Annotated in this window: 18 protein-coding genes and 1 pseudogene; 9 read left to right on the top strand and 10 right to left on the bottom strand. The window is 61.3% G+C overall.

The features are described 5' to 3' along the window. The 4 genes and pseudogenes from BLP82_RS31375 to BLP82_RS09165 all read right to left on the bottom strand — a co-directional run. Nucleotides 1-203, bottom strand: a pseudogene (locus BLP82_RS31375) (ISL3 family transposase); the annotation flags it as partial. 149 nt (nt 204-352) lie between these two features. Then, entirely contained in the window at nt 353-1,366 is a 1,014-nt protein-coding gene (locus BLP82_RS09175; protein WP_092166855.1) for an alpha/beta hydrolase, read from the bottom strand. A 35-nt stretch (nt 1,367-1,401) separates the two neighbouring features. After that, nucleotides 1,402-1,821, bottom strand: a complete 420-nt coding sequence (locus BLP82_RS09170) for an organic hydroperoxide resistance protein (protein WP_092166853.1) — start codon at nt 1,819-1,821, stop codon at nt 1,402-1,404. 352 nt (nt 1,822-2,173) lie between these two features. Continuing rightward, nucleotides 2,174-2,635 (bottom strand): MarR family winged helix-turn-helix transcriptional regulator, encoded by a 462-nt coding sequence (locus tag BLP82_RS09165; protein ID WP_092166850.1) that lies wholly within the window; start codon nt 2,633-2,635, stop codon nt 2,174-2,176. A 146-nt stretch (nt 2,636-2,781) separates the two neighbouring features. Here BLP82_RS09165 and BLP82_RS09160 point away from each other — a divergent pair, with 146 nt between their 5' ends. Next, complete coding sequence (locus BLP82_RS09160) at nt 2,782-3,531, top strand: sulfite exporter TauE/SafE family protein (protein ID WP_092166847.1); 750 nt, start codon at nt 2,782-2,784, stop codon at nt 3,529-3,531. On the opposite strand, the gene BLP82_RS09155 is transcribed toward BLP82_RS09160, so the two are convergent. Continuing rightward, nucleotides 3,521-4,375, bottom strand: coding sequence for a LysR substrate-binding domain-containing protein (locus tag BLP82_RS09155; protein ID WP_027912697.1), 855 nt, complete (start codon nt 4,373-4,375; stop codon nt 3,521-3,523). The genes BLP82_RS09160 and BLP82_RS09155 overlap by 11 nt on opposite strands. A 97-nt stretch (nt 4,376-4,472) precedes the next feature. Here BLP82_RS09155 and BLP82_RS09150 point away from each other — a divergent pair, with 97 nt between their 5' ends. Together BLP82_RS09150 and BLP82_RS09145 are read left to right on the top strand one after the other, a co-directional pair. After that, complete coding sequence (locus BLP82_RS09150; RefSeq protein ID WP_053120494.1) at nt 4,473-4,691, top strand: DUF1127 domain-containing protein; 219 nt, start codon at nt 4,473-4,475, stop codon at nt 4,689-4,691. A gap of 64 nt (nt 4,692-4,755) precedes the next feature. Beyond that, nucleotides 4,756-5,985 carry a winged helix-turn-helix domain-containing protein gene (locus BLP82_RS09145; protein WP_092166845.1) on the top strand — a complete coding sequence of 410 codons (1,230 nt, stop codon included), beginning with the start codon at nt 4,756-4,758 and terminating at the stop codon, nt 5,983-5,985. A gap of 127 nt (nt 5,986-6,112) precedes the next feature. On the opposite strand, the gene BLP82_RS09140 is transcribed toward BLP82_RS09145, so the two are convergent. Continuing rightward, nucleotides 6,113-7,459: a class II 3-deoxy-7-phosphoheptulonate synthase gene (locus BLP82_RS09140; protein WP_092166842.1), complete on the bottom strand. Its 1,347-nt coding sequence runs from the start codon at nt 7,457-7,459 to the stop codon at nt 6,113-6,115. Between the two features lie 142 nt (nt 7,460-7,601). Here BLP82_RS09140 and BLP82_RS09135 point away from each other — a divergent pair, with 142 nt between their 5' ends. Both BLP82_RS09135 and BLP82_RS09125 read left to right on the top strand, forming a co-directional pair. Next, entirely contained in the window at nt 7,602-8,357 is a 756-nt protein-coding gene (locus BLP82_RS09135; RefSeq protein WP_092166839.1) for a spermidine synthase, read from the top strand. 498 nt (nt 8,358-8,855) lie between these two features. Then, the gene (locus BLP82_RS09125; protein WP_072408331.1) at nt 8,856-10,529 is read left to right on the top strand and encodes a DEAD/DEAH box helicase; all 1,674 of its coding nucleotides are present in this window, start codon (nt 8,856-8,858) and stop codon (nt 10,527-10,529) included. A gap of 196 nt (nt 10,530-10,725) precedes the next feature. Here BLP82_RS09125 and BLP82_RS09120 read toward each other — a convergent pair whose 3' ends face one another. Further along, complete coding sequence (locus tag BLP82_RS09120) at nt 10,726-11,493, bottom strand: DODA-type extradiol aromatic ring-opening family dioxygenase (protein ID WP_092166836.1); 768 nt, start codon at nt 11,491-11,493, stop codon at nt 10,726-10,728. Between the two features lie 103 nt (nt 11,494-11,596). Between BLP82_RS09120 and BLP82_RS09115 the strand changes: the two genes are divergently transcribed. Continuing rightward, on the top strand, nt 11,597-12,250 hold the full coding sequence (locus BLP82_RS09115) for a thiopurine S-methyltransferase (protein ID WP_092166833.1): 654 nt from the start codon (nt 11,597-11,599) through the stop codon (nt 12,248-12,250). Nucleotides 12,251-12,445: 195 nt separating this feature from the next. On the opposite strand, the gene htpX is transcribed toward BLP82_RS09115, so the two are convergent. Beyond that, on the bottom strand, nt 12,446-13,333 hold the full coding sequence (gene htpX, locus BLP82_RS09110; protein ID WP_003183732.1) for a protease HtpX: 888 nt from the start codon (nt 13,331-13,333) through the stop codon (nt 12,446-12,448). Between the two features lie 302 nt (nt 13,334-13,635). Next, complete coding sequence (locus BLP82_RS09105; protein WP_018603142.1) at nt 13,636-14,847, bottom strand: pyridoxal phosphate-dependent aminotransferase; 1,212 nt, start codon at nt 14,845-14,847, stop codon at nt 13,636-13,638. Between the two features lie 221 nt (nt 14,848-15,068). Here BLP82_RS09105 and msrB point away from each other — a divergent pair, with 221 nt between their 5' ends. The 3 genes from msrB to BLP82_RS09090 all read left to right on the top strand — a co-directional run bounded on the left by msrB (nt 15,069) and on the right by BLP82_RS09090 (nt 16,666). After that, the gene (gene msrB / locus BLP82_RS09100; RefSeq protein ID WP_060738535.1) at nt 15,069-15,464 is read left to right on the top strand and encodes a peptide-methionine (R)-S-oxide reductase MsrB; all 396 of its coding nucleotides are present in this window, start codon (nt 15,069-15,071) and stop codon (nt 15,462-15,464) included. A 258-nt stretch (nt 15,465-15,722) separates the two neighbouring features. Then, on the top strand, nt 15,723-16,208 hold the full coding sequence (locus BLP82_RS09095) for a glutathione peroxidase (protein ID WP_092166831.1): 486 nt from the start codon (nt 15,723-15,725) through the stop codon (nt 16,206-16,208). Further along, nucleotides 16,205-16,666, top strand: a complete 462-nt coding sequence (locus BLP82_RS09090) for a MarR family winged helix-turn-helix transcriptional regulator (protein WP_092166828.1) — start codon at nt 16,205-16,207, stop codon at nt 16,664-16,666. Before BLP82_RS09095 ends, BLP82_RS09090 begins: the two co-directional genes overlap by 4 nt. Here the strand turns inward: BLP82_RS09090 and BLP82_RS09085 are convergent. Then, complete coding sequence (locus BLP82_RS09085) at nt 16,650-18,971, bottom strand: hybrid sensor histidine kinase/response regulator (protein ID WP_092166826.1); 2,322 nt, start codon at nt 18,969-18,971, stop codon at nt 16,650-16,652. The genes BLP82_RS09090 and BLP82_RS09085 overlap by 17 nt on opposite strands. Nucleotides 18,972-19,044: the final 73 nt, after the last annotated feature.

The raw sequence follows: 19,044 nt of genomic DNA, 5'->3' as shown, positions 1-19,044 counted from the left end.
ACCGCACGACCGAGAATCGGCAAGTCACGAACGGTACGCTCGCAATACTCATGAGTGCTTGAACAGGTTTTCTGGCACCCGCCGCAGGATGGGAATCGGGTGGGATGGGGAATCAGGTCGATCTGAAGCGCGTCGCCATCAGGCTTGATCGTAACGACAGAAAAGCCCTCCCAAAAAGGAAGGAAAGTATTAATATCGCGCATAAGAACGCCGGTTTGTTAGATGTGTTTGCTCGCACGAACATCATCAATCAAATCGGCGTTCTTGTTTCTGTGTTTCCCGGGATTCCGTGAAGAACCTTTTTTATTTCAGGACTGAATACCAGATCCCGTGGCTTCTCCTGGTTCCATCATCACTTCAGGTGCTGCTTGAGCTCTTCGGACACCTGCAACATCGCTGAACGCACCGCTGGCACCTGGCTGACCACGTTGAGCAAGCCATAGTCGTGGATCATGCCGTTGTAGCGCACGGCCGTGACGGGCACACCGGCCGCGTCCAGTTTGCGGGCATAGGCTTCGCCTTCATCGCGCAAGACATCGGCCTCGGCGGTCTGCACCAGCGCTGGCGGCAGGCCCTTGAGTTGCGCGGTGCTGGCCCGTAGCGGCGAGGCATAGATCTCGCCGCGTTGCCCGGCATCGGTGGTGTAGTTGTCCCAGAACCACTTCATCATGTTTTTACTGAGGAAGTGCCCTTCGGCGAACTGGTTGTAGGACGCCGTCTCGAAGCTGGCATCGGTCACCGGCCACAGCAATGCCTGGAAACGGATCGCCGGCGTGCCTTTGTCCTTCGCCATCAAGGCCACGACCGCCGCCATGTTGCCGCCGACGCTGTTGCCCACCACGGCCAGGCGCTTGCCATCGACGTTGATTTGCTTGCCGTGCTCGGCCACCCATTTCGTCGCGGCGTAAGCCTGGTTGATCGCCACCGGGTAATGCGCCTCGGGTGAAGGCGTGTAGTTGACGAACACCGCGACGGCACCGGACCCCGCCACCAGATCCCGGACCAGTCGCTCGTGGGTCGGGAAGTCGCCCAGTACCCAGCCACCGCCATGGAAGAACATGAACACCGGCAACTCACCCTTGACCCCGGCGGGGCGAACGATGGTCAGGCTGATCGGCTGGCCATCGACCTGGATGGTTTTCTCGCTGACGTCGGCCTTGGGCAAGGTCAACTTTACCCCCGCCTGGGCACCCACCAGGACGGCGCGGGCGTCCTTGGGCGACAGCTGCTCCAGTGGCTTGCCGGTGCCGGCATTGAGCACGTCGAGAAACGCTTGGGTGTTGTGTTCGACGATGCCGTCGGCGAAGGCACTGCTGACGCTGAGGGCGAGAAGGGTGCCGGTCAGGGCTTTGCTGAATGTGTTCATGTGCATCTCCTTGAGTTCGGGTCCAGGGTTGGTGGTCAGACGGTCACGTGCAGGCGCACATCCACGTTGCCGCGGGTGGCGTTGGAGTACGGGCAGACGTGGTGAGCCGCGTCCACCAGGCTTTGCGCGTCGGCCTGGTCCAGCCCTGGCAGGCTGATGTGCAGGTCGATGTCGAGGCCGAAACCGCCGGGGATCTGGCCGATGCCGACGTGGGCGGTAATCGAGGCGTCGTCCGGGATCTTGCGTTTGTTCTGGCTGGCCACGAATTTCAGGGCGCCGATGAAGCAGGCCGAGTAGCCGGCGGCGAACAATTGCTCAGGGTTGGTCGCCGCACCGCCCGCACCGCCGAGTTCCTTGGGCGTAGCGAGTTTGACGTCGAGGACGTTGTCACTGGAAATCGCACGACCGTCACGGCCGCCAGTGGAAGTTGCGATTGCGGTGTAGAGCGTTTGCATGATGGGAGCCTCGTTTCTGGGTTGCCTTGTCTGCGCTAAATGTTTGCGCGCTAAGTAGGTGTGAAGAGAATGTATAGCGCTAATATTTTGTGCGCAATATAAATTTTTGAGAAGGGTATGAAAATTCAAGCTGAAATGGCTTGTAACCCTTGAGTTAGAGGGGTTTGTTGGTGTTAAAAATTTTTTAGCTGGTAGGCAGGGAGGCCGCTATCGCGAGCAAGCTCGCTCCCACAGAGGGGAGCGCCGCAACTTCAATGTGGGAGCGAGCTTGCTCGCGAAAGCGGTGGTTCAGTTGGCGGGGGGATCGGATGTACCGGCGTCTTCGCGAGCAAGCCCGCTCCCACAGGGGGAGTCAGAGGCTGTCTTGCAAATGCCCGCGTAGCGCTTGCAGGTCATGTTGCAGCTTCTTCAACTGTTCCAGGGTCTGGCCGCTGGCGGCGAGGATGCATTGGGGGATGTCGAGGGCTTTTTCCCGCAGGGCACGGCCCTGTTCGGTGAGTTCGACAATGACCACCCGTTCGTCCTCCCGGCTGCGGGTGCGGCTCAACAGGCCTTCGGCCTCCAGGCGCTTGAGCAAGGGGGTCAGCGAGCCGGGGTCGGTAAGCAGGCGTGTGCTGATTTCACCGACGGTCAGTCCGTCCTGTTCCCACAGCACCATCATCGCCAGGTATTGCGGATAGGTCAGGCCCAGGGCCTGTAGCAGCGGCTTATAGACCTTGGTCATCAGCAGCGATGTGGAGTGCAGGGCGAAACAGACCTGGTTGTCGAGCAACAGGGCTTCGCAGGCTTCGGGGGTGTCGCGCAGGGTATTCATGGCAAAACCTTCAATCAATGATGCTTACGAATCTAGCGGGCGAATCTTTAATGCGCCAGATAATTCTGACATTTCGGATGGATGTTACGTTTCCCCGCTGGCGCCGACTGCGTAGGATATGCGCCTGAGGAAAAGGGGAGTCTTCTGTGTTCGAATTTGCACTGTTCTTGGTGTTTGGTGCCGTGTTGGGCACCTTGGGGGGATTGTTCGGGATCGGTGGCGGCCTGATTGCCATTCCGGTGCTGGGCGTCTGGTTCGGCCTCGACCAGCAACTGGCCCAAGGGACGGCGCTGGTCATGGTGGTGCCCAATGTCATGCTTGCGCTGTGGCGTTACCACCAGCGCAATCGCATCGAATTGCGTCATGTCCTGCCGTTGGCTTCCATGGGGTTCTGCTTTGCCTGGCTTGGCTCGATCTGGGCCGTGGGGATCGATGCCGATAGCATGCGGATCGGCTTCGTGGCGTTCCTGATCGCGCTGACGCTCTACAACCTGGTCCGCATGTTTGTCACTACCGCACCTGCTTCGGCGCAAATGCGTTATGGCTGGCCATGGCTCGGCGTGCTGGGCGCTGCATCCGGCACCATGGGCGGTCTGTTCGGTGTCGGCGGGGCCGTTGTCGCCACCCCGATCCTGACCAGCATTTTTGGCACCAGCCAGGTGGTTGCCCAAGGCTTGTCCCTGGCGCTGGCCTTGCCCAGCACCGGCGTGACCCTCGCCACGTATGCGTTCCACCACGAAGTGGACTGGAGCATCGGCCTGCCGCTGGCCGTCGGTGGCTTGCTGAGCATCAGTTGGGGAGTGAAAGTCGCCCACGCCTTGCCGGAGCGGCTGTTGCGCGGGCTGTTCTGCGGTTTCCTGGTGCTGTGCGCGGTGTTGCTCGCCTTTAAAGTTTGAAACCTTCGACGATGTGTTCGGCCAGGCACTCGGTGATCGGCGACGGGTTATGCAGGTTGCGGATCAGCATGATGCTGGCCTCGGGCAGTTCCGGCAGGTCTTCGGCCTCGCCCAGTACGCGCATGTCCGGGGTCAGCAGGCTTTCCAGTTGCGCCGTGATTGCCAGGCCGGCGCCCACCACCGCCATGAGCGCCGACAGGCTCGAGCTGTTGTACGCCACGCGATAATCACGGCCCATGGCATCCAGCGCATTGCAGGCCCATTGCCGGCAGAAACAATCGCTGTTGAACATTGCCAGCGGCAGCGGTGTTTGTTCATGGACGTTGAAGCAGGCGGCTTCGGCCCAGACAAAACGCTCCTTGCGCAGCAACTGGCCGATTTCGTCCCCCGGTTTACGGGTGACGATGGACAGGTCCAGGTCCTGGCGCAGCAGCAACTGCTTGGACGACTCGCAGTGCACTTCGATTTCGATCAGGGGATAGAACTGGGCGAAGCGTTGCAGGATGCCCGGCAGGAAGCGCATCACGTAATCGTCCGGCGTGCCGATGCGCACCGTGCCGACCATGTGCGGTTCGCGCAGGGTGTTGAACACCTCGCTGTGCAGCTTGAGGATCCGCCGGGCGTAACCCAGCAGCACCTGGCCTTCGGCGGTGAGCTTGACCTGACGCCCGTCGCGCTCGAACAGCCGTCGCTGCAAGACGTCTTCTTCCAGCCGTTTCATCTGCATGCTGACGGCAGACTGGGTGCGATTGACCAATTCCCCGGCGCGAGTGAAACCGCCCTGGTCGGCGATGGCGACAAAGGTACGCAGCACTTCCGTATCGATGCTCGGGTAACTCGACAATTGATCAATCTCCGAGATGTATTGCATAAGAAACATTCGTTGGATTGATCTTAGCGTTAGCGCGAGACTTGAGCCATCCCCAACGGAGGACATCACGATGAAAGGTCAAAAAGGTTATCTACTGATAGACAAACTCTCCCACGGCTTTTCCATCAGCGCCTTGCTGCACAAGTTTAGCCGCTGGTACGAATTGCACCACGAACGCGAACTGCTGGCCGGAATGAGCGACGAGGCGCTCAAGGACATCGGCGTGAGTCGTGCCGATGTGGAGCAGGAAGTGGTTCGGCCATTCTGGGATGACCCAATGCACAAATGAGCCATCCTTTCCTACACAAACCCCTTATTGGTGAGGTAGGTTGCGAGCAGACAAGGAGATCTCCATGCCCGCGACTGTGTCCTTTACCCTCAAACAGGCCCGGCGTCTGGCGTTGGCCGCCCAAGGATTCGATGGGCGGTCGTCGCCAGCTCCGGTGCAACCCTCGCGCCTCAACCGTCTGATCGAACGCCTCGGCGTCCTGCAGATCGACTCCGTCAATGCGCTGGTGCGCTCGCATTATCTCCCGTTGTTCTCCCGCCTCGGTCACTACCCTCGCGATTTGCTCGATCAAGCCGCCTGGAGCCAGGGCCGACGTCGTACGCTGTTCGAATATTGGGGCCATGAAGCGTCGCTGCTACCGATGTCCATGTATCCACTGATGCGCTGGCGCATGGATCGGGCGTCCCGTGGCGAGGGCATCTACCAGCAATTGGCGCGTTTCGGTCATGAACGCCAGGATGTCATCCGTCGCGTCCTGGCGTCGGTCCAGGAGCAGGGCGCCCTGGGCGCCGGCAGCTTATCCACGCGCCAGGACAAGGCCGGGCCGTGGTGGGACTGGAGCGCAGAGAAACATGCACTGGAATGGCTATTCGCGGCGGGCGAAGTCACCGTGGCGGGGCGGCGTGGGTTCGAGCGGCTCTACGACTTGCCGGAGCGGGTGTTCCCGGCCTCGGTCCTGCAACAGCCCCAGCCGGACGAGGCCCAGGCCCAGCGCGCCTTGTTGCTGCATACCGCCGAGGCCTTGGGCGTCGCTACCGAGAAGGACCTGCGCGACTACTTTCGTCTGGGGCCGGCCGACAGCCGCGGGCGACTGGCCGAGTTGGAAGAGGCCGGCGAACTGTTGCGCTGTGAGGTGCAAGGCTGGAAGCAACCAGCCTGGTGCCGACCCGCGGCGAAAATCCCTCGCAAAGTCGCGGCCAGTGCCTTGTTGTCGCCGTTCGATTCGCTGGTCTGGGAGCGTGGCCGTACCGAGCGACTGTTCGATTTCCGCTATCGGCTGGAGATCTACACCCCTGTCCACAAGCGGATGTACGGCTATTACGTGTTGCCGTTCTTGCACAATGAACGTATCGCGGCTCGGGTGGACCTGCGGGCGGAGCGAGCCCTGGGCCGGTTGGCGGTGCATGCGGTGCACGAGGAAGAGCCGGGGCTGGACGAGGAGGGCGTGCAGGCCTTGGCGGTTAACCTGCGGCGCATGGCCGATTGGCTGGGGTTGGAGCAGGTCCAGCTTAACTGCCAGCGGGTGGGTGGGGTGCGGTTGGCGGTGGCGTTGGCTCAGTTCGGTGGTGACTGAGCAGGCCCTATCGCGAGCAAGCTCGCTCCCACATTGGATCTGTTGTGAACACCAAACCTGTGGTCACCCGGGACCCCTTGTGGGAGCGAGCTTGCTCGCGATAGCCGTCTAACCGGCGAAGAAGAACCTACCGCCGAACCTGCTTCAACGTCTCCGCAATCAGGAACGCCAGCTCCAGCGACTGATCGGCGTTCATACGCGGGTCGCAATGGGTGTGGTAGCGGTCTGACAGCCCGTCCTCGGTAATCGGTCGTGCGCCGCCGATGCATTCGGTGACGTTTTGCCCGGTCATTTCGATGTGAATCCCGCCGGCATAGGTGCCTTCGGCTTCGTGGGCCTGGAAGAACTGCTTCACTTCACCGAGGATCTGCGCGAAGTCCCGGGTCTTGTAGCCGCTGCTGGCCTTGATGGTGTTGCCGTGCATCGGGTCGGAGCTCCACAGCACCTGCTTGCCTTCACGTTGCACGGCGCGCAACAGCGGCGGCAAGTGTTCGCCGACCTTGTTGGCGCCCATCCGGGCGATCAGGTTCAGCCGGCCAGGGTCGTTGTCCGGGTTGAGCACGTCGATCAGGCGGATCAGGTCGTCCGGGTCCATGGTCGGGCCGACCTTGACCCCGATCGGGTTGTTCACACCGCGCAGGAATTCGACATGGGCACCGTCCAGTTGACGGGTGCGGTCGCCGATCCAGAGCATGTGGGCCGAGCAGTCGTAATAGTCGTTGGTCAGGCTGTCGCGGCGCACGAAGGCCTCTTCGTAATTGAGCAGCAGCGCTTCGTGGGCGGTGAAGAAACTGGTTTCGCGCAACTGCGGCGAGCTGTCCATGCCGCAGGCACGCATGAACGCCAGGGTTTCGTCGATGCGGTCGGCCAGGTGGCTGTATTTTTCCGCCAGGGCCGAATTGGCGATGAAATCCAGGTTCCACTTGTGCACCTGGTGCAGGTCGGCGAATCCGCCCTGGGCGAAGGCCCGCAGCAGGTTCAAGGTGGCGGTGGACTGGTGGTAGGACTGCAACAGCCGCTCCGGGTCCGGGACGCGGCTTTTTTCGTCGAAGCCGATGCCGTTGACGATGTCGCCCCGGTAGGCCGGCAGGGTCACGCCATCGATGGTTTCATCATTGGCCGAACGCGGCTTGGCGAACTGCCCGGCCATGCGCCCGACCTTGACCACCGGACAGCCGGCGGCAAAAGTCATGACGATCGCCATTTGCAGCAACACCTTGAAGGTATCGCGAATCTTTGCCGCGGAGAACTCGGCAAAACTCTCGGCGCAGTCGCCGCCTTGCAGCAGGAACGCCCGGCCCTGGGTCACTTCGGCGAACTGACGGCGCAACTCCCGGGCTTCACCGGCAAACACCAAGGGCGGATAACTGGCCAGGGTCTGCTCCACCTGCGACAGGTGCGCGGCGTCGGGGTAACGGGGTTGTTGCTGGATCGGCAGGGCGCGCCAGCTGTCAGGGCTCCAGGGTTGGCTCATCATGATCTCTAGGTGATTTACGCTCGGACGGCCATGTTATCAGCAAATTAGCACGTGACCTGTTCCGCTTGCTTCGCGGACAATCGCGCCCTTGTCCCGTATCCGCAGGCTCATGCCGGCACGGTAACCATCAGGAGATGAAATGACAGAGGAGCGCGTCGAGCATTTGCTCGCCGAGGTGCACGACGAGTTCGGCATGATTCGCGTATTCGAAGTGGCCGATTACCGGTTTCTGGAGTTTGGCGATGCCATCGAGCAAAGCTGCGTGTTCACAGCCGATCCGAGCTGGCTCGAATATGACTACACCCGCGCCATGCTCATCGGTGCGTTGTGTCACGAGCAGCCGGAAAGCGCGCTGTTCCTGGGGCTGGGTGCCGGTACGCTGACCCAGGCCTGCCTCAAGTTCCTGCCACTGGAAGACGTCGAGGCCATCGAGCTGCGTCCCGACGTGCCGCGCCTGGCCATCGAATACCTGGGGCTGGACGACGATCCGCGACTGTACATCCGCGTTGGCGATGCCTTGCAACTGCTTGAAACGGCGGAGCCGGCAGACCTGATTTTCGTCGACCTCTATACCGATGTCGGCCCAGGCGTCGGGCACCTGGCCTGGGGGTTCCTGGAAAACTGCCAGAAACGCCTCAACCCGGGCGGTTGGCTGGTGATCAACCAATGGGCCACCGACGACGGCAAGCCATTGGGCGCGGCGCTCTTGCGCGGTTTGTACCACCGGCATTATTGGGAGCTGCCGGTGAAGGAGGGCAATGTGATCCTGATTGTGCCGGCGGACCTCGATCAGGAGCTGGACATGCAAGGACTGGTCGCCAGGGCCGAAGGGCTGGCGCCGCGGCTGGGCTATTCGTTGCAGTCGTTGATCAAGGCCATTCGCCCGGCGACATGACACAAACCCAGGGCACGACGAAGATCCTGTGGCGAGGGGATTTATCCCCGTCGGGCTGCGAAGCGGCCCCCCGACTTATCTGAGGCATTTGCGAATGACTGAACCTCGATAGGGCCGCTGCGCAGCCCAGCGGGGATAAATCCCCTCGCCACAATGAAGTTTGTGTCGTCGGGAGGTGAACCGTTTTAGCTGGCGGCCCCAAGGCCTTCTGGCGGCGAGCCCCATAACGGGGTTTGGCAATAAAAAAAGCTCCCTTTTCGGGCAAATTCCGGTATAGTGCGCGCCGGCCTTTAGCCGGGCCGCGTCAAGGTAGCGCAATTCTCCGAAGTCAGCTTCGGTTGCATGTCCGCACAACGGATGCTTCCACGACGTTCTTTTTCCATTCATTCGTTTTCGCAAATCCCCGCCGACAAAGCAGCCAGGGCGACTCTTGAGTCTCAACACGGCATGCGCAGCTTTGGAGCATGGGTCTTTGCGGATGCACTTAGAGGCAGACCCATGACCCAGGAAACCGGCGGCTTCGCCGCTTTTAATCTCAACCCGAACATTCTTGCTGCCGTCACCGCGACCGGCTACGAAGAACCTTCGGCGATTCAGCAGCAATCGATCCCGATCATCATGGCCGGCCACGACATGATTGGCCAGGCGCAAACCGGTACGGGTAAAACCGCTGCGTTCGCCCTGCCGATCCTGCATCGCATCGATCCTGCCAAGCGCGAACCGCAAGCCCTGATCCTGGCGCCAACTCGTGAGTTGGCGCTGCAAGTAGCCACCGCTTTCGAAACCTACTCCAAGCAAATGCCTGGCGTTACCGTTGTGGCCGTTTACGGCGGCGCCCCGATGGGCCCACAACTGAAAGCTATCCGTAATGGCGCGCAGATCGTTGTCGCCACTCCGGGTCGTCTGTGCGACCACCTGCGTCGTGACGAAAAAGTCCTGGCTACCGTGAACCACCTGGTTCTCGACGAAGCCGACGAGATGCTCAAGCTGGGCTTCATGGATGACCTGGAAGTCATCTTCAAGGCTCTGCCGGCGACCCGCCAGACTGTATTGTTCTCGGCCACCCTGCCGCAATCGATCCGTGCCATTGCCGAGCGCCACCTGCGCGATCCGCAACACGTGAAGATCCAGACCAAGACTCAGACCGTCACCGCGATCGAACAAGCTCACCTGCTGGTTCACGCCGACCAGAAGACTTCCGCCGTTCTCAGCTTGCTGGAAGTGGAAGACTTCGACGCCCTGATCATGTTCGTGCGCACCAAGCAAGCGACCCTGGACCTGGCCAGCGCCCTGGAAGCCAAAGGCTACAAAGCCGCCGCGCTGAACGGTGACATCGCCCAGAACCAGCGTGAGCGCGTGATCGACTCCCTCAAGGATGGCCGCCTGGACATCGTTGTGGCGACTGACGTCGCTGCCCGTGGCCTGGATGTTCCGCGCATCACCCACGTGTTCAACGTGGACATGCCGTACGATCCGGAATCCTACGTTCACCGTATCGGCCGTACCGGCCGTGCCGGTCGCGAAGGCCGCGCGCTGCTGCTGGTCACTCCCCGTGAGCGCCGCATGCTGCAAGTGATCGAGCGTGTGACTGGCCAGAAGGTGGCTGAAGTTCGCCTGCCGGACGCCCAGGCCGTTCTCGATGCCCGCATCAAGAAACTGACCAACAGCCTGTCGCCCCTCGTGGCTGACGCCGAATCGACCCACGGTGATCTGCTTGATCGCCTGACCGCCGACATCGGTTGCACCCCGCGTGCCCTGGCCGCTGCTCTGCTGCGCAAGGCCACCAATGGCCAGGCGCTGACCCTGGCTGCAATCGAGAAGGAACGTCCTCTGGTGCCGAACAGCGCACCGCGTGGCGATCGTCCCGAGCGTACCGGTGATCGTCCGGACCGTGGTGATCGCGAGCGTCGTGCACCGATTCCGCTGGCCGAAGGTCGTGCGCGCTGCCGTACTGCGCTGGGTGCCCGTGACGGCATCGCCGCCAAGAACCTGCTGGGTGCCATCCTCAACGAAGGCGGTCTGGCCCGCGAAGCGATCGGCCGCATCCAGGTGCGTGACAGCTTCAGCCTGGTCGAGCTGCCGGAAGATGGTTTGGAGAAGTTGCTGACCAAGCTGAAAGATACCCGCGTCGCTGGCAAGCAGCTCAAGCTGCGTCGCTACCGCGAGGATTGATCGGCTCTTGGGCTGATTGATCGAACATAAAAAATCCCCGACTGGTTCGGGGATTTTTTTTGCCTGTTGGTGGGGGGCATCAGGTTGGCCGGGGTTGTCCCATTCGCGAGCAAGCCCGCTCCCACATTGGACTTACGGTGCTCACAAACCCTGTGGGAGCGGGCTTGCTCGCGATCGAAGCGACGCGGTCCATCGGTCAATCGAACCGATAAATGTCCATCCCCAGCGCTCCCATCGTGAACCCCGCATGGGCAACGCTGAATGTCCCACCGGCACCCCGGGCAAAATACAGCGGCAGCAAGTGTTCATCGCTGGGGTGGCTGCGCACCGCGTTGGGTGCTTGGCGGCGGTAATCGTGCAGCGCGGGCTCGTCGTCGGCCGCCAGTTGCTCGACCATCCAATCGCGAAAGGCCTTGGCCCAGGGTTCGATGCTGTCAGGGCCGGCGTTCCAGTCCAGATCGCGCAGGTTATGGGTGATGCTGCCGGAGCCGATCAGCAAGACGCCCTCTTGGCGCAGGCTCGCCAGGGCCTGGCCGACCTGTGTCTGCAACATCGGTCCCTGATGGCTGGGCAGGGAAACCTGCACCACCGGAATGTCGGCCTCAGGGTACATCAACGACAATGGCACCCAGACGCCATGGTCGGACGGCCGTTGAGGGTCGAGGCGAGCTGGCAAGTGTGCGGCGTTGAGCATGTTCGCGACCTGCGTCGCCAGTCGCGGATCGCCAGGCGCGGGGTACTGTACTTCATACAGTGCCGGTGGAAAGCCGCCGAAGTCGTGCCAGGTGCGCGGCTGCGGATTGGCGCTGACCAGCAGTTCATTGCTTTCCCAATGGGCGGACACGATGACAATGGCCTTGGGCTTGGGCAACTGACCGGCCAGGCGAGCCAGTGCCGGGCCGCTGGCGCCGGGTTCCAGGGCGAGCATCGGTGAGCCATGGGAGATAAACAGGCTGGGCAGCATGAACGGACTCCTGAGCGTTAAGATGGGCTCATCTTCCGTCAGGTCTATGATCTAAATCTAATATAAGTTTTAGCGCGTTTTGATCGAATTTTTGGAGCGAATCATGGAGCCCGAGTTTTGGCACAAGCGCTGGTCATCGAACCAGATCGGTTTTCATTTGCCGGAGGTGAACCCCTACCTGCAACATTTCTGGCCGCAGCTGGGGTTGGCGCGGGGCAGTCGAGTGCTGGTGCCGTTGTGTGGCAAAAGCCTGGATCTGCTGTGGCTTGCCCATCAGGGGTATTCGGTGTTGGGCGTGGAATTGTCGGAAAAAGCCGCAACCGATTTTTTCCTTGAGCATCAGCTTGAGCCTCGCGTGAGCGAGGAGGGCGTATTCAAGGTCTTTCGTGCGGCTGATATCGAGATTCGCTGCGGTGACTTCTTTGCCCTGGACCGGGAGGATGTGGCCGATTGCACGGCGTTGTACGACCGCGCGGCGTTGATCGCCTTGCCGGCGCCGATGCGGGAACGGTACGCGGCTCATCTGCAAAGGATCTTGTCCAACGGCGTCGGGTTGTTGATTACCCTGGATTACAACCAGGATGAAATGCCTGGCCCGCCTTTCTCCGTGGGAAATGATGAGGTGCAGCGGCTGCTGGGGGATGTCTGGCGGCTGGAGGTCTTGCAGGAGCAGGACGTGTTGGGTGAAAGCTGGAAGTTCTTGCAGGCTGGGGTGACGCGGCTGGATGAGCGGGTGTATCGGATTTCCAGTCGTTGATGCTGTGCGTCTATGCCGGCGCCATCGCGAGCAAGCTCGCTCCCACAGTTGATCGGCAGTGAATAAAGAGTCTGCGTCCACCGAAGATTCCTGTGGGAGCGAGCTTGCTCGCGATGACGCCAGACCTGACAGCGCATAAACCTGCAGATAAAAAAAGCCCGCATCTCTGCGGGCTTTTCTTGACGCTCGAACCTGTCAGCCGCGACGACGCAGTGCGTCGATACGCTCTTCCAGCGGCGGGTGGCTCATGAACATGCGTGCCAGGCCCTGCTTGATGCCACCGTTGATACCAAAGGCATTCAGGGTATCGGGCATGTGCACCGGCAGGCCTTGCTCGGCGCGCAGGCGTTGCAGGGCGCCGATCATGGCGCTGGTGCCGGCCAGGCGTGCACCGGCGTCGTCGGCGCGGAACTCGCGTTTGCGCGAGAACCACATGACGATGGCGCTGGCGAGGATGCCCAGTACCAGCTCGGCGAAGATCGTCGCCACGTAGTAGGCGATACCCTGGCCTTCTTCGTTCTTGAAGATCACCTTGTCGACGAAATTACCGATGATCCGGGCGAAGAACATCACGAAGGTGTTCACCACGCCCTGGATCAACGCCAGGGTCACCATGTCGCCGTTGGCGACGTGGCCGATCTCGTGGGCCAGTACGGCCTTGACCTCATCGGGCGAGAACCGCTCGAGCAGACCCTGGCTGACGGCGACCAGGGCGTCGTTCTTGTTCCAGCCGGTGGCGAAGGCGTTGGCCTCGTAGGCCGGAAAGATACCGACTTCAGGCATCTTGATACCGGCTTCGCGGGACAACTGCTCGACGGTCTGCAGCAGCCATTGTTCGTGACGCGTGCGCGGCTGGCTGATGATCTGGGTGCCGGTGCTCATCTTCGCCATCCACTTGGAGATGAACAGCGAGAACAGGGAACCGGCGAAACCGAACACCGCACAGAAGATCAGCAGCTGATTGAGGTTGAGGTCAACCCCATTGGCCGCCATGAACCCGTTGAAGCCAAAGAGGCTCAGGGTGATGCTGGCAATCAGCACGACCGCCAGGTTAGTGGCCAAGAACAGCAGGATGCGCATCATGGTTGTGAAAATCTCCTCATGCTAAAGATGTAGCGTTATGCGGGGTATATAAGGTGCTGCCGCAGGCTATTCAACTCGCCGACTATTTCAAACTGTGTCCTACAGGCGTCCTAAATGTTTGAAAGACTTTTCTGAAAGTGACCAGGGAAAAGAAATGCGCTGCCTGCCCCCCGTGAACGTTGAGCCCAGATGCATGTTGACCATTCAATCCCCAGTGTAGAAGGCCCGACGGAGTCGGCGGAACGGATATGTTGCTGAATCAAACAGCGTGCGAGGTGAGGATGCCTCGCACGCTGCCCGGCTTATTGACGGTAGGACTTGAGGAAGTTGCCGATCCGGCCAATGGCCTGGTCGAGGTCATCGACCCGCGGCAGGGTCACGACGCGGAAATGGTCCGGCCATGGCCAGTTGAACGCCGTCCCCTGGACCACCAGCAGCTTCTCGGACAGCAGCAGGTCGAGGACGAACTTTTCATCGTTGTGGATCGGGCAGACCTTCGGGTCGATCCGTGGGAAGGCATACAGCGCGCCCATCGGCTTGACACAACTGACGCCGGGAATGTCGTTGAGCAATTCCCAAGTGCGATTGCGCTGTTCCAGCAGCCGGCCCTGGGGCAGGACCAGGTCGTTGATGCTTTGGTAGCCGCCCAGCGCCGTCTGGATCGCATGCTGGCTCGGCACGTTGGCACACAGGCGCATGTTGGCCAGCATATCGATGCCTTCGATGTAGCTCTGGGCATGGTGCTTGGGCCCGGAGATGGCGATCCAGCCGGAGCGGAAACCGGCGACCCGATAGGACTTGGACAGGCCGTTGAAGGTCAGGCACAGCAGGTCCGGCGCCAGGGAAGCGGTGCACACGTGCACGGCGTCGTCGTAGAGGATCTTGTCGTAGATCTCGTCGGAGAACACCACCAGGTTGTGCTGGCGGGCCAGCTCCAGCATGCCCAGCAGTACTTCCCGGGAATACACGGCGCCGGTCGGGTTGTTCGGGTTGATGATCACCAGTGCCTTGGTATTGGGCGTGATCTTGGCCTTGATGTCCGCCAGGTCGGGAAACCAGTTGGCCTGTTCGTCGCACAGGTAATGCACCGGGTTGCCGCCGGACAGGCTCACCGCGGCGGTCCACAACGGATAGTCCGGTGCCGGCACCAGCACTTCGTCACCGTTGTTGAGCAGGGCCTGCATCGACATCACGATCAACTCGGACACGCCATTGCCCAGGTAGATGTCCTCGATGCCGATCCCTTCGACCTGCTTCTGCTGGTAATACTGCATCACGGCCTTGCGCGCACTGAACAGGCCCTTGGAGTCACTGTAGCCCTGGGCGGTCGGCAGGTTGCGGATGACGTCCTGGAGGATTTCATCGGGCGCTTCGAAACCAAAGGGGGCCGGGTTGCCGATGTTCAGCTTGAGGATGCGATGACCTTCCTCTTCCAGGCGCTTGGCGTGCTTGAGCACCGGGCCGCGAATGTCGTAGCAGACGTTGGCGAGCTTGTTCGATTTGCTGACCTGCATGGCGATGTGTTCCCGAAAATGAACGATCCAGGCGGCGTATGAACTACCGTAACTGGGAATCCTGCGTCTGTGCCCAGGCCTGACGCGGTATAGGCGCCACAATCCGTTTGAATGCGCATGACGTGACTGCCAGACTGGCGTCTGACGAGGCGCAATCATACGTGCCGCCCGATCTGCGGAAAAGCGTCGGATCGGGCTTTTTCAATTGCCGAGGTAGGACGATGGAAAAGTTGGAAAAAACCCTTGAGGAATGGCGCGCCATGCTCGATCCGGAGCAGTACAACGTTTGTCGGTTGAAGGGCACCGAGCGGCCCTTCTCCGGCAAATACAACGCCACCAAGACCGACGGTGTGTATCACTGCATCTGCTGCAACGAGCCGTTGTTCGATTCGCAGACCAAATTCGATTCGGGCTGTGGCTGGCCGAGTTTCTACGCGCCGATCGAAGGCAGCGCGGTGGTGGAGGTGCGGGACGTCAGCCACGGCATGATTCGTACCGAGGTGGTCTGCGCCAAATGCGATGCCCACCTGGGCCACGTCTTCCCCGACGGCCCGCCGCCCACGGGGTTGCGGTACTGCATCAACTCGGTGTGTCTGGATCTCGTGCCCCGCGATTAAATTGGCCGCCGCCCTTGTGGCGAGGGGATTTATCCCCGCTGGGCTGCGCAGCAGCCCCAAGAACGGTAACTTCGGTGTCCCAGGTTGATCGCATTCAGCCTTTTGGGGTCGCTGCGCAACCCAGCGGGGATAAATCCCCTCGCCACAGGTCTGTTCGGCTGCAGCATTAGCGATGCCCATACCGATCTCTATAATTAAATTGCACACAATTCAATTGATCGCTATCTTCAGCCTCCAACCTTTAACCGGAGCCTTGCCATGAGCGACAACCTGCTGAGCATCCCGTGCACCACCATCAAGGGGGAGCAAAAGACCCTCGCCGACTTCGCCGGCAAGGCTGTGCTGGTGGTCAACACGGCCAGCCAGTGCGGGTTCACCCCGCAATACAAGGGACTTGAAACGTTGTGGCAGACCTACAAGGACCAGGGCTTGGTGGTTCTGGGCTTTCCCTGCAATCAGTTCGGCAAGCAGGAGCCGGGCAATGAAGGGGCGATCACCGAGTTCTGCGAACTGAACTTCGGCGTGAGCTTTCCGCTGTTCAAGAAAGTCGAAGTCAACGGCGCCAACGCCCATCCGCTGTTCGTCCAGCTCAAACAGCGTGCACCCGGCGTGCTGGGGTCCAAAGGCATCAAGTGGAATTTCACCAAGTTCCTGATCGGCAAGGACGGTCAGGTGGTCAAGCGGTTTGCCCCGACCACCAAGCCCCAGGACCTGACCGGCGAGATCGAAGCACTGCTCAAATGAATGACTTGTCAGCCGATTCGCTGAAGCTCGACAGCCAGTTGTGCTTCAAGCTGTACGCTGCTTCACGTGCGGTGATCCGTGGCTACAAGCCAATGCTCGATCAGCTTGGCCTGACCTATCCGCAATACTTGGCGATGCTGGTGTTGTGGGAATGGCAGGACACGGCACCGCCACAGCCGACGGTCAAGGCCCTGGGTGAACGTTTGCTGTTGGATTCCGGCACACTGACGCCGCTGCTCAAGCGCCTGGAGCAATTGGACCTGGTTCAACGCCAGCGTTCGGCCCGGGACGAGCGGGAGGTACACTTGAGCCTGTCGGCTGCGGGACGGGCTTTGCGCGAACAGGTCGGCCCGCTCAAGGCGCGCCTGTTATGCGACAGCGGGGTCGATCTGGACCGCCTGGGCGCGTTGCGAGAAGGTCTCGATCATCTGCTGGGCCAGATCAAAGCGCTGATGTAGTGCGCACCCACTGGTCCAGTACGGCTGCCAGCTCTTCGCGGCGGAACGGCTTGGACAGGTAATCATTCATGCCAGAGGCCCGGCAGCGCTCGCGTTCTTCGGGCATCGCGTTGGCTGTCAGCGCAACGATCGGCAGGTCCGACCAACGCCCGCTGCGGCGAATCTGCCGGCTGGCTTCGTAACCGTCCATCACTGGCATGTTGCAGTCCATCAACACCAGGTCGAACACCTGCTGTTCCAGTTGATCCAGGGCTTCGACGCCGTGGGCCGCGACGGTGACCTCGCAGCCCAGTTTCACCAGCATGCCCTTGGCCACCAGTTGGTTGACCGGATTGTCCTCCACCAGCAGCACCCGTCCACGCTTGGATGGCGTCGGGGTTTCGATCTGTGCGTCGTTGATGGTGGTCGCCTCGCTTTGCATGGAGCGTCGCACAATCTGGTACAGCGCATGGCGCGCCAGCGGTCGGGCCTGTTGTATCAGCGGGGCGAGGGCGGCGGCCTCTTCGCCGGGCATGAAACTGCCATAGGCGGTCACCAGCAGTATAGGTGCGTCAAAGGTCGGCCGCAGGTTGAACAGGCATTCCGGGCAGTCGGTGATCAGCATGTCAGGCTTGAGTCCCAGCAGCCCGTCATCGATGGAGCGCTGCACATAATCCAGGCCCCACCCCGGCAACAACATGCCCAGCAACTCGGCCAGGCCGCTGCTGCTGGCGGTGATGGCGACGACGTTGCCGCGCAACGGTTCGACCGGAGTTGCAGGCAGATGGCAGGGCAGGGGCAGGTCTGCGCAGAACTGGCTGCCGAAGCCGGCTTCGGAACTGATCGTCAGTCGGCCCTGCATGGCTTCGCAGAGGTTGTAGGTCAGTGCCAGGCCCAACCCGGTGCCGCCAAACTGGCGGGTAATCCCGGCGCCGGCCTGGGTGAACGGCTGCAGGATTCTCGCCTGGGCTTCCTGGGGAATGCCGATACCGGTGTCGCAGACTTCGATTCGCACGCCGCCTTCGTAATGGCTCAACTTCACGTCGACCCGGCCGAAGCGTGTGAACTTCAGCGCGTTGGACAGCAGGTTGCTGACGATCTGGCGTACCCGGGTCGGGTCGCCGAGCACCTGCGCCGGGAACCGGGGATCGATCAGGCAGGCCAGCTCGACACTGGGGGCCGCGTTCTGGGAGAGCAGGTTGGCGGTATCCTCCACCAGGGCGCCGAGGTCGAACGGGATGCGTTCGAGCTCCAGTTGCCCAGCGTCGAATTTCGACAGGTCGAGGATGTCGTTGAGCAACTCGACCAAGACCTTGCCCGAGTCATGGGCGATCGAGAGCTGTTGCTGTTGCTCGGCCGTCAGGGGGCCGTCCAGGGACAGGGCGATCATTCCCAGCAGGCCGTTGAGCGGCGTGCGGATCTCGTGGCTCATGTTGGCGAGGAACACGGAGCGGGCTTCGGCCATATCCAGGGCCGTGCGCCGGGCCACCTCCAGCTCTTCGTTGGACTGGCTGAGGCGGGCGTTGATGGCCTTGAGTTCGGCGGTGCGTGCCGAGACGATGTTTTCCAGTTGCGCCAGGTACTCGGTGAGGCGATTTTCGGCGGTGCGCCGCTGTTGGATTTCCATGGAGATATTTTCGAACTGCTGGTTGGCGACGGACACCAGCACGCCGATTTCATCGGACTGGTGGCCGGAAGGGCATTCCAGGCGGTTCTGTTCGTTGCTGCTCGGGTCTCGGCTGCTCAATTCACGGATGACCCGCACCAGGGGCTTGGTCAGCATCACGTAGAACAGTGCCAGCAGCAGGCCGGTCAGGATCAGGCTGCGGGCGAAGCCGTTGAGCAAAGTGACCTCGGCGCGGCGCAGGAAACGACTGCCGAAGGCATAGGTGTCGACGTCCAGTCGCAGCATGCCCAGGGATTCGCTGGGCAAGTGGTCCAGATAGAGCCGGTCCTCGAACTGGCGCTGGGCACCGAACAGGAAGTCGCTGATGAACCGGTAGCTGCTTTGCAGCTCGGGCCGCTTGACGCTGGCCAGCACGGTATTGTTGTTGTCGATCAGCTCGGCGCCGATGATGGCCGGTGAGCGCAACAGGCCCATGGCCAGTTCCTGGGCGAGTTCGGCGTCGATGTTGTAGGCGATGCGTGAGGCCGGGTTGTGGCTGATTTCCAGCAGCGACAGGATTTCACGGTTGATCGACGCGTCTTCGCTGGCATAATCGATGCCGATCTGCATCAGGCTGAGCAAGGTGCCCAACACGAAGCCTACCAGGACGGTCAGGCGGGCCTGCTTATAGGAAAGCCGTTGGGTGAATCTGATGTCCATTGAGTGATGAACCACTTACGTTTCCCTTCGCCGGTCAAGCATAGCTGATCATCTCTGAACTCCGGTGCGGCCG

The sequence above is a fragment of the Pseudomonas sp. NFACC37-1 genome (genome assembly GCF_900101575.1).
In the GTDB taxonomy this organism is placed as follows: domain Bacteria; phylum Pseudomonadota; class Gammaproteobacteria; order Pseudomonadales; family Pseudomonadaceae; genus Aquipseudomonas; species Aquipseudomonas fluorescens_AA.
Note: the sequence above shows the minus strand (reverse complement) of the source record. Positions and strands in the feature narration are given on the sequence as shown.

Excerpts from the sequence above, each read along its gene's own strand:
- BLP82_RS09175 (WP_092166855.1), bottom strand. The coding sequence starts at position 1,366 with ATGAACACATTCAGCAAAGCCCTGACCGGCACCCTTCTCGCCCTCAGC.
- BLP82_RS09170 (WP_092166853.1), bottom strand. The coding sequence starts at position 1,821 with ATGCAAACGCTCTACACCGCAATCGCAACTTCCACTGGCGGCCGTGAC.
- BLP82_RS09165 (WP_092166850.1), bottom strand. The coding sequence starts at position 2,635 with ATGAATACCCTGCGCGACACCCCCGAAGCCTGCGAAGCCCTGTTGCTC.
- BLP82_RS09150 (WP_053120494.1), top strand. The coding sequence starts at position 4,473 with ATGAAAGGTCAAAAAGGTTATCTACTGATAGACAAACTCTCCCACGGC.
- BLP82_RS09145 (WP_092166845.1), top strand. The coding sequence starts at position 4,756 with ATGCCCGCGACTGTGTCCTTTACCCTCAAACAGGCCCGGCGTCTGGCG.
- BLP82_RS09140 (WP_092166842.1), bottom strand. The coding sequence starts at position 7,459 with ATGAGCCAACCCTGGAGCCCTGACAGCTGGCGCGCCCTGCCGATCCAG.
- BLP82_RS09135 (WP_092166839.1), top strand. The coding sequence starts at position 7,602 with ATGACAGAGGAGCGCGTCGAGCATTTGCTCGCCGAGGTGCACGACGAG.
- BLP82_RS09125 (WP_072408331.1), top strand. The coding sequence starts at position 8,856 with ATGACCCAGGAAACCGGCGGCTTCGCCGCTTTTAATCTCAACCCGAAC.
- BLP82_RS09120 (WP_092166836.1), bottom strand. The coding sequence starts at position 11,493 with ATGCTGCCCAGCCTGTTTATCTCCCATGGCTCACCGATGCTCGCCCTG.
- BLP82_RS09115 (WP_092166833.1), top strand. The coding sequence starts at position 11,597 with ATGGAGCCCGAGTTTTGGCACAAGCGCTGGTCATCGAACCAGATCGGT.
- htpX (WP_003183732.1), bottom strand. The coding sequence starts at position 13,333 with ATGATGCGCATCCTGCTGTTCTTGGCCACTAACCTGGCGGTCGTGCTG.
- BLP82_RS09105 (WP_018603142.1), bottom strand. The coding sequence starts at position 14,847 with ATGCAGGTCAGCAAATCGAACAAGCTCGCCAACGTCTGCTACGACATT.
- msrB (WP_060738535.1), top strand. The coding sequence starts at position 15,069 with ATGGAAAAGTTGGAAAAAACCCTTGAGGAATGGCGCGCCATGCTCGAT.
- BLP82_RS09095 (WP_092166831.1), top strand. The coding sequence starts at position 15,723 with ATGAGCGACAACCTGCTGAGCATCCCGTGCACCACCATCAAGGGGGAG.
- BLP82_RS09090 (WP_092166828.1), top strand. The coding sequence starts at position 16,205 with ATGAATGACTTGTCAGCCGATTCGCTGAAGCTCGACAGCCAGTTGTGC.
- BLP82_RS09085 (WP_092166826.1), bottom strand. The coding sequence starts at position 18,971 with ATGGACATCAGATTCACCCAACGGCTTTCCTATAAGCAGGCCCGCCTG.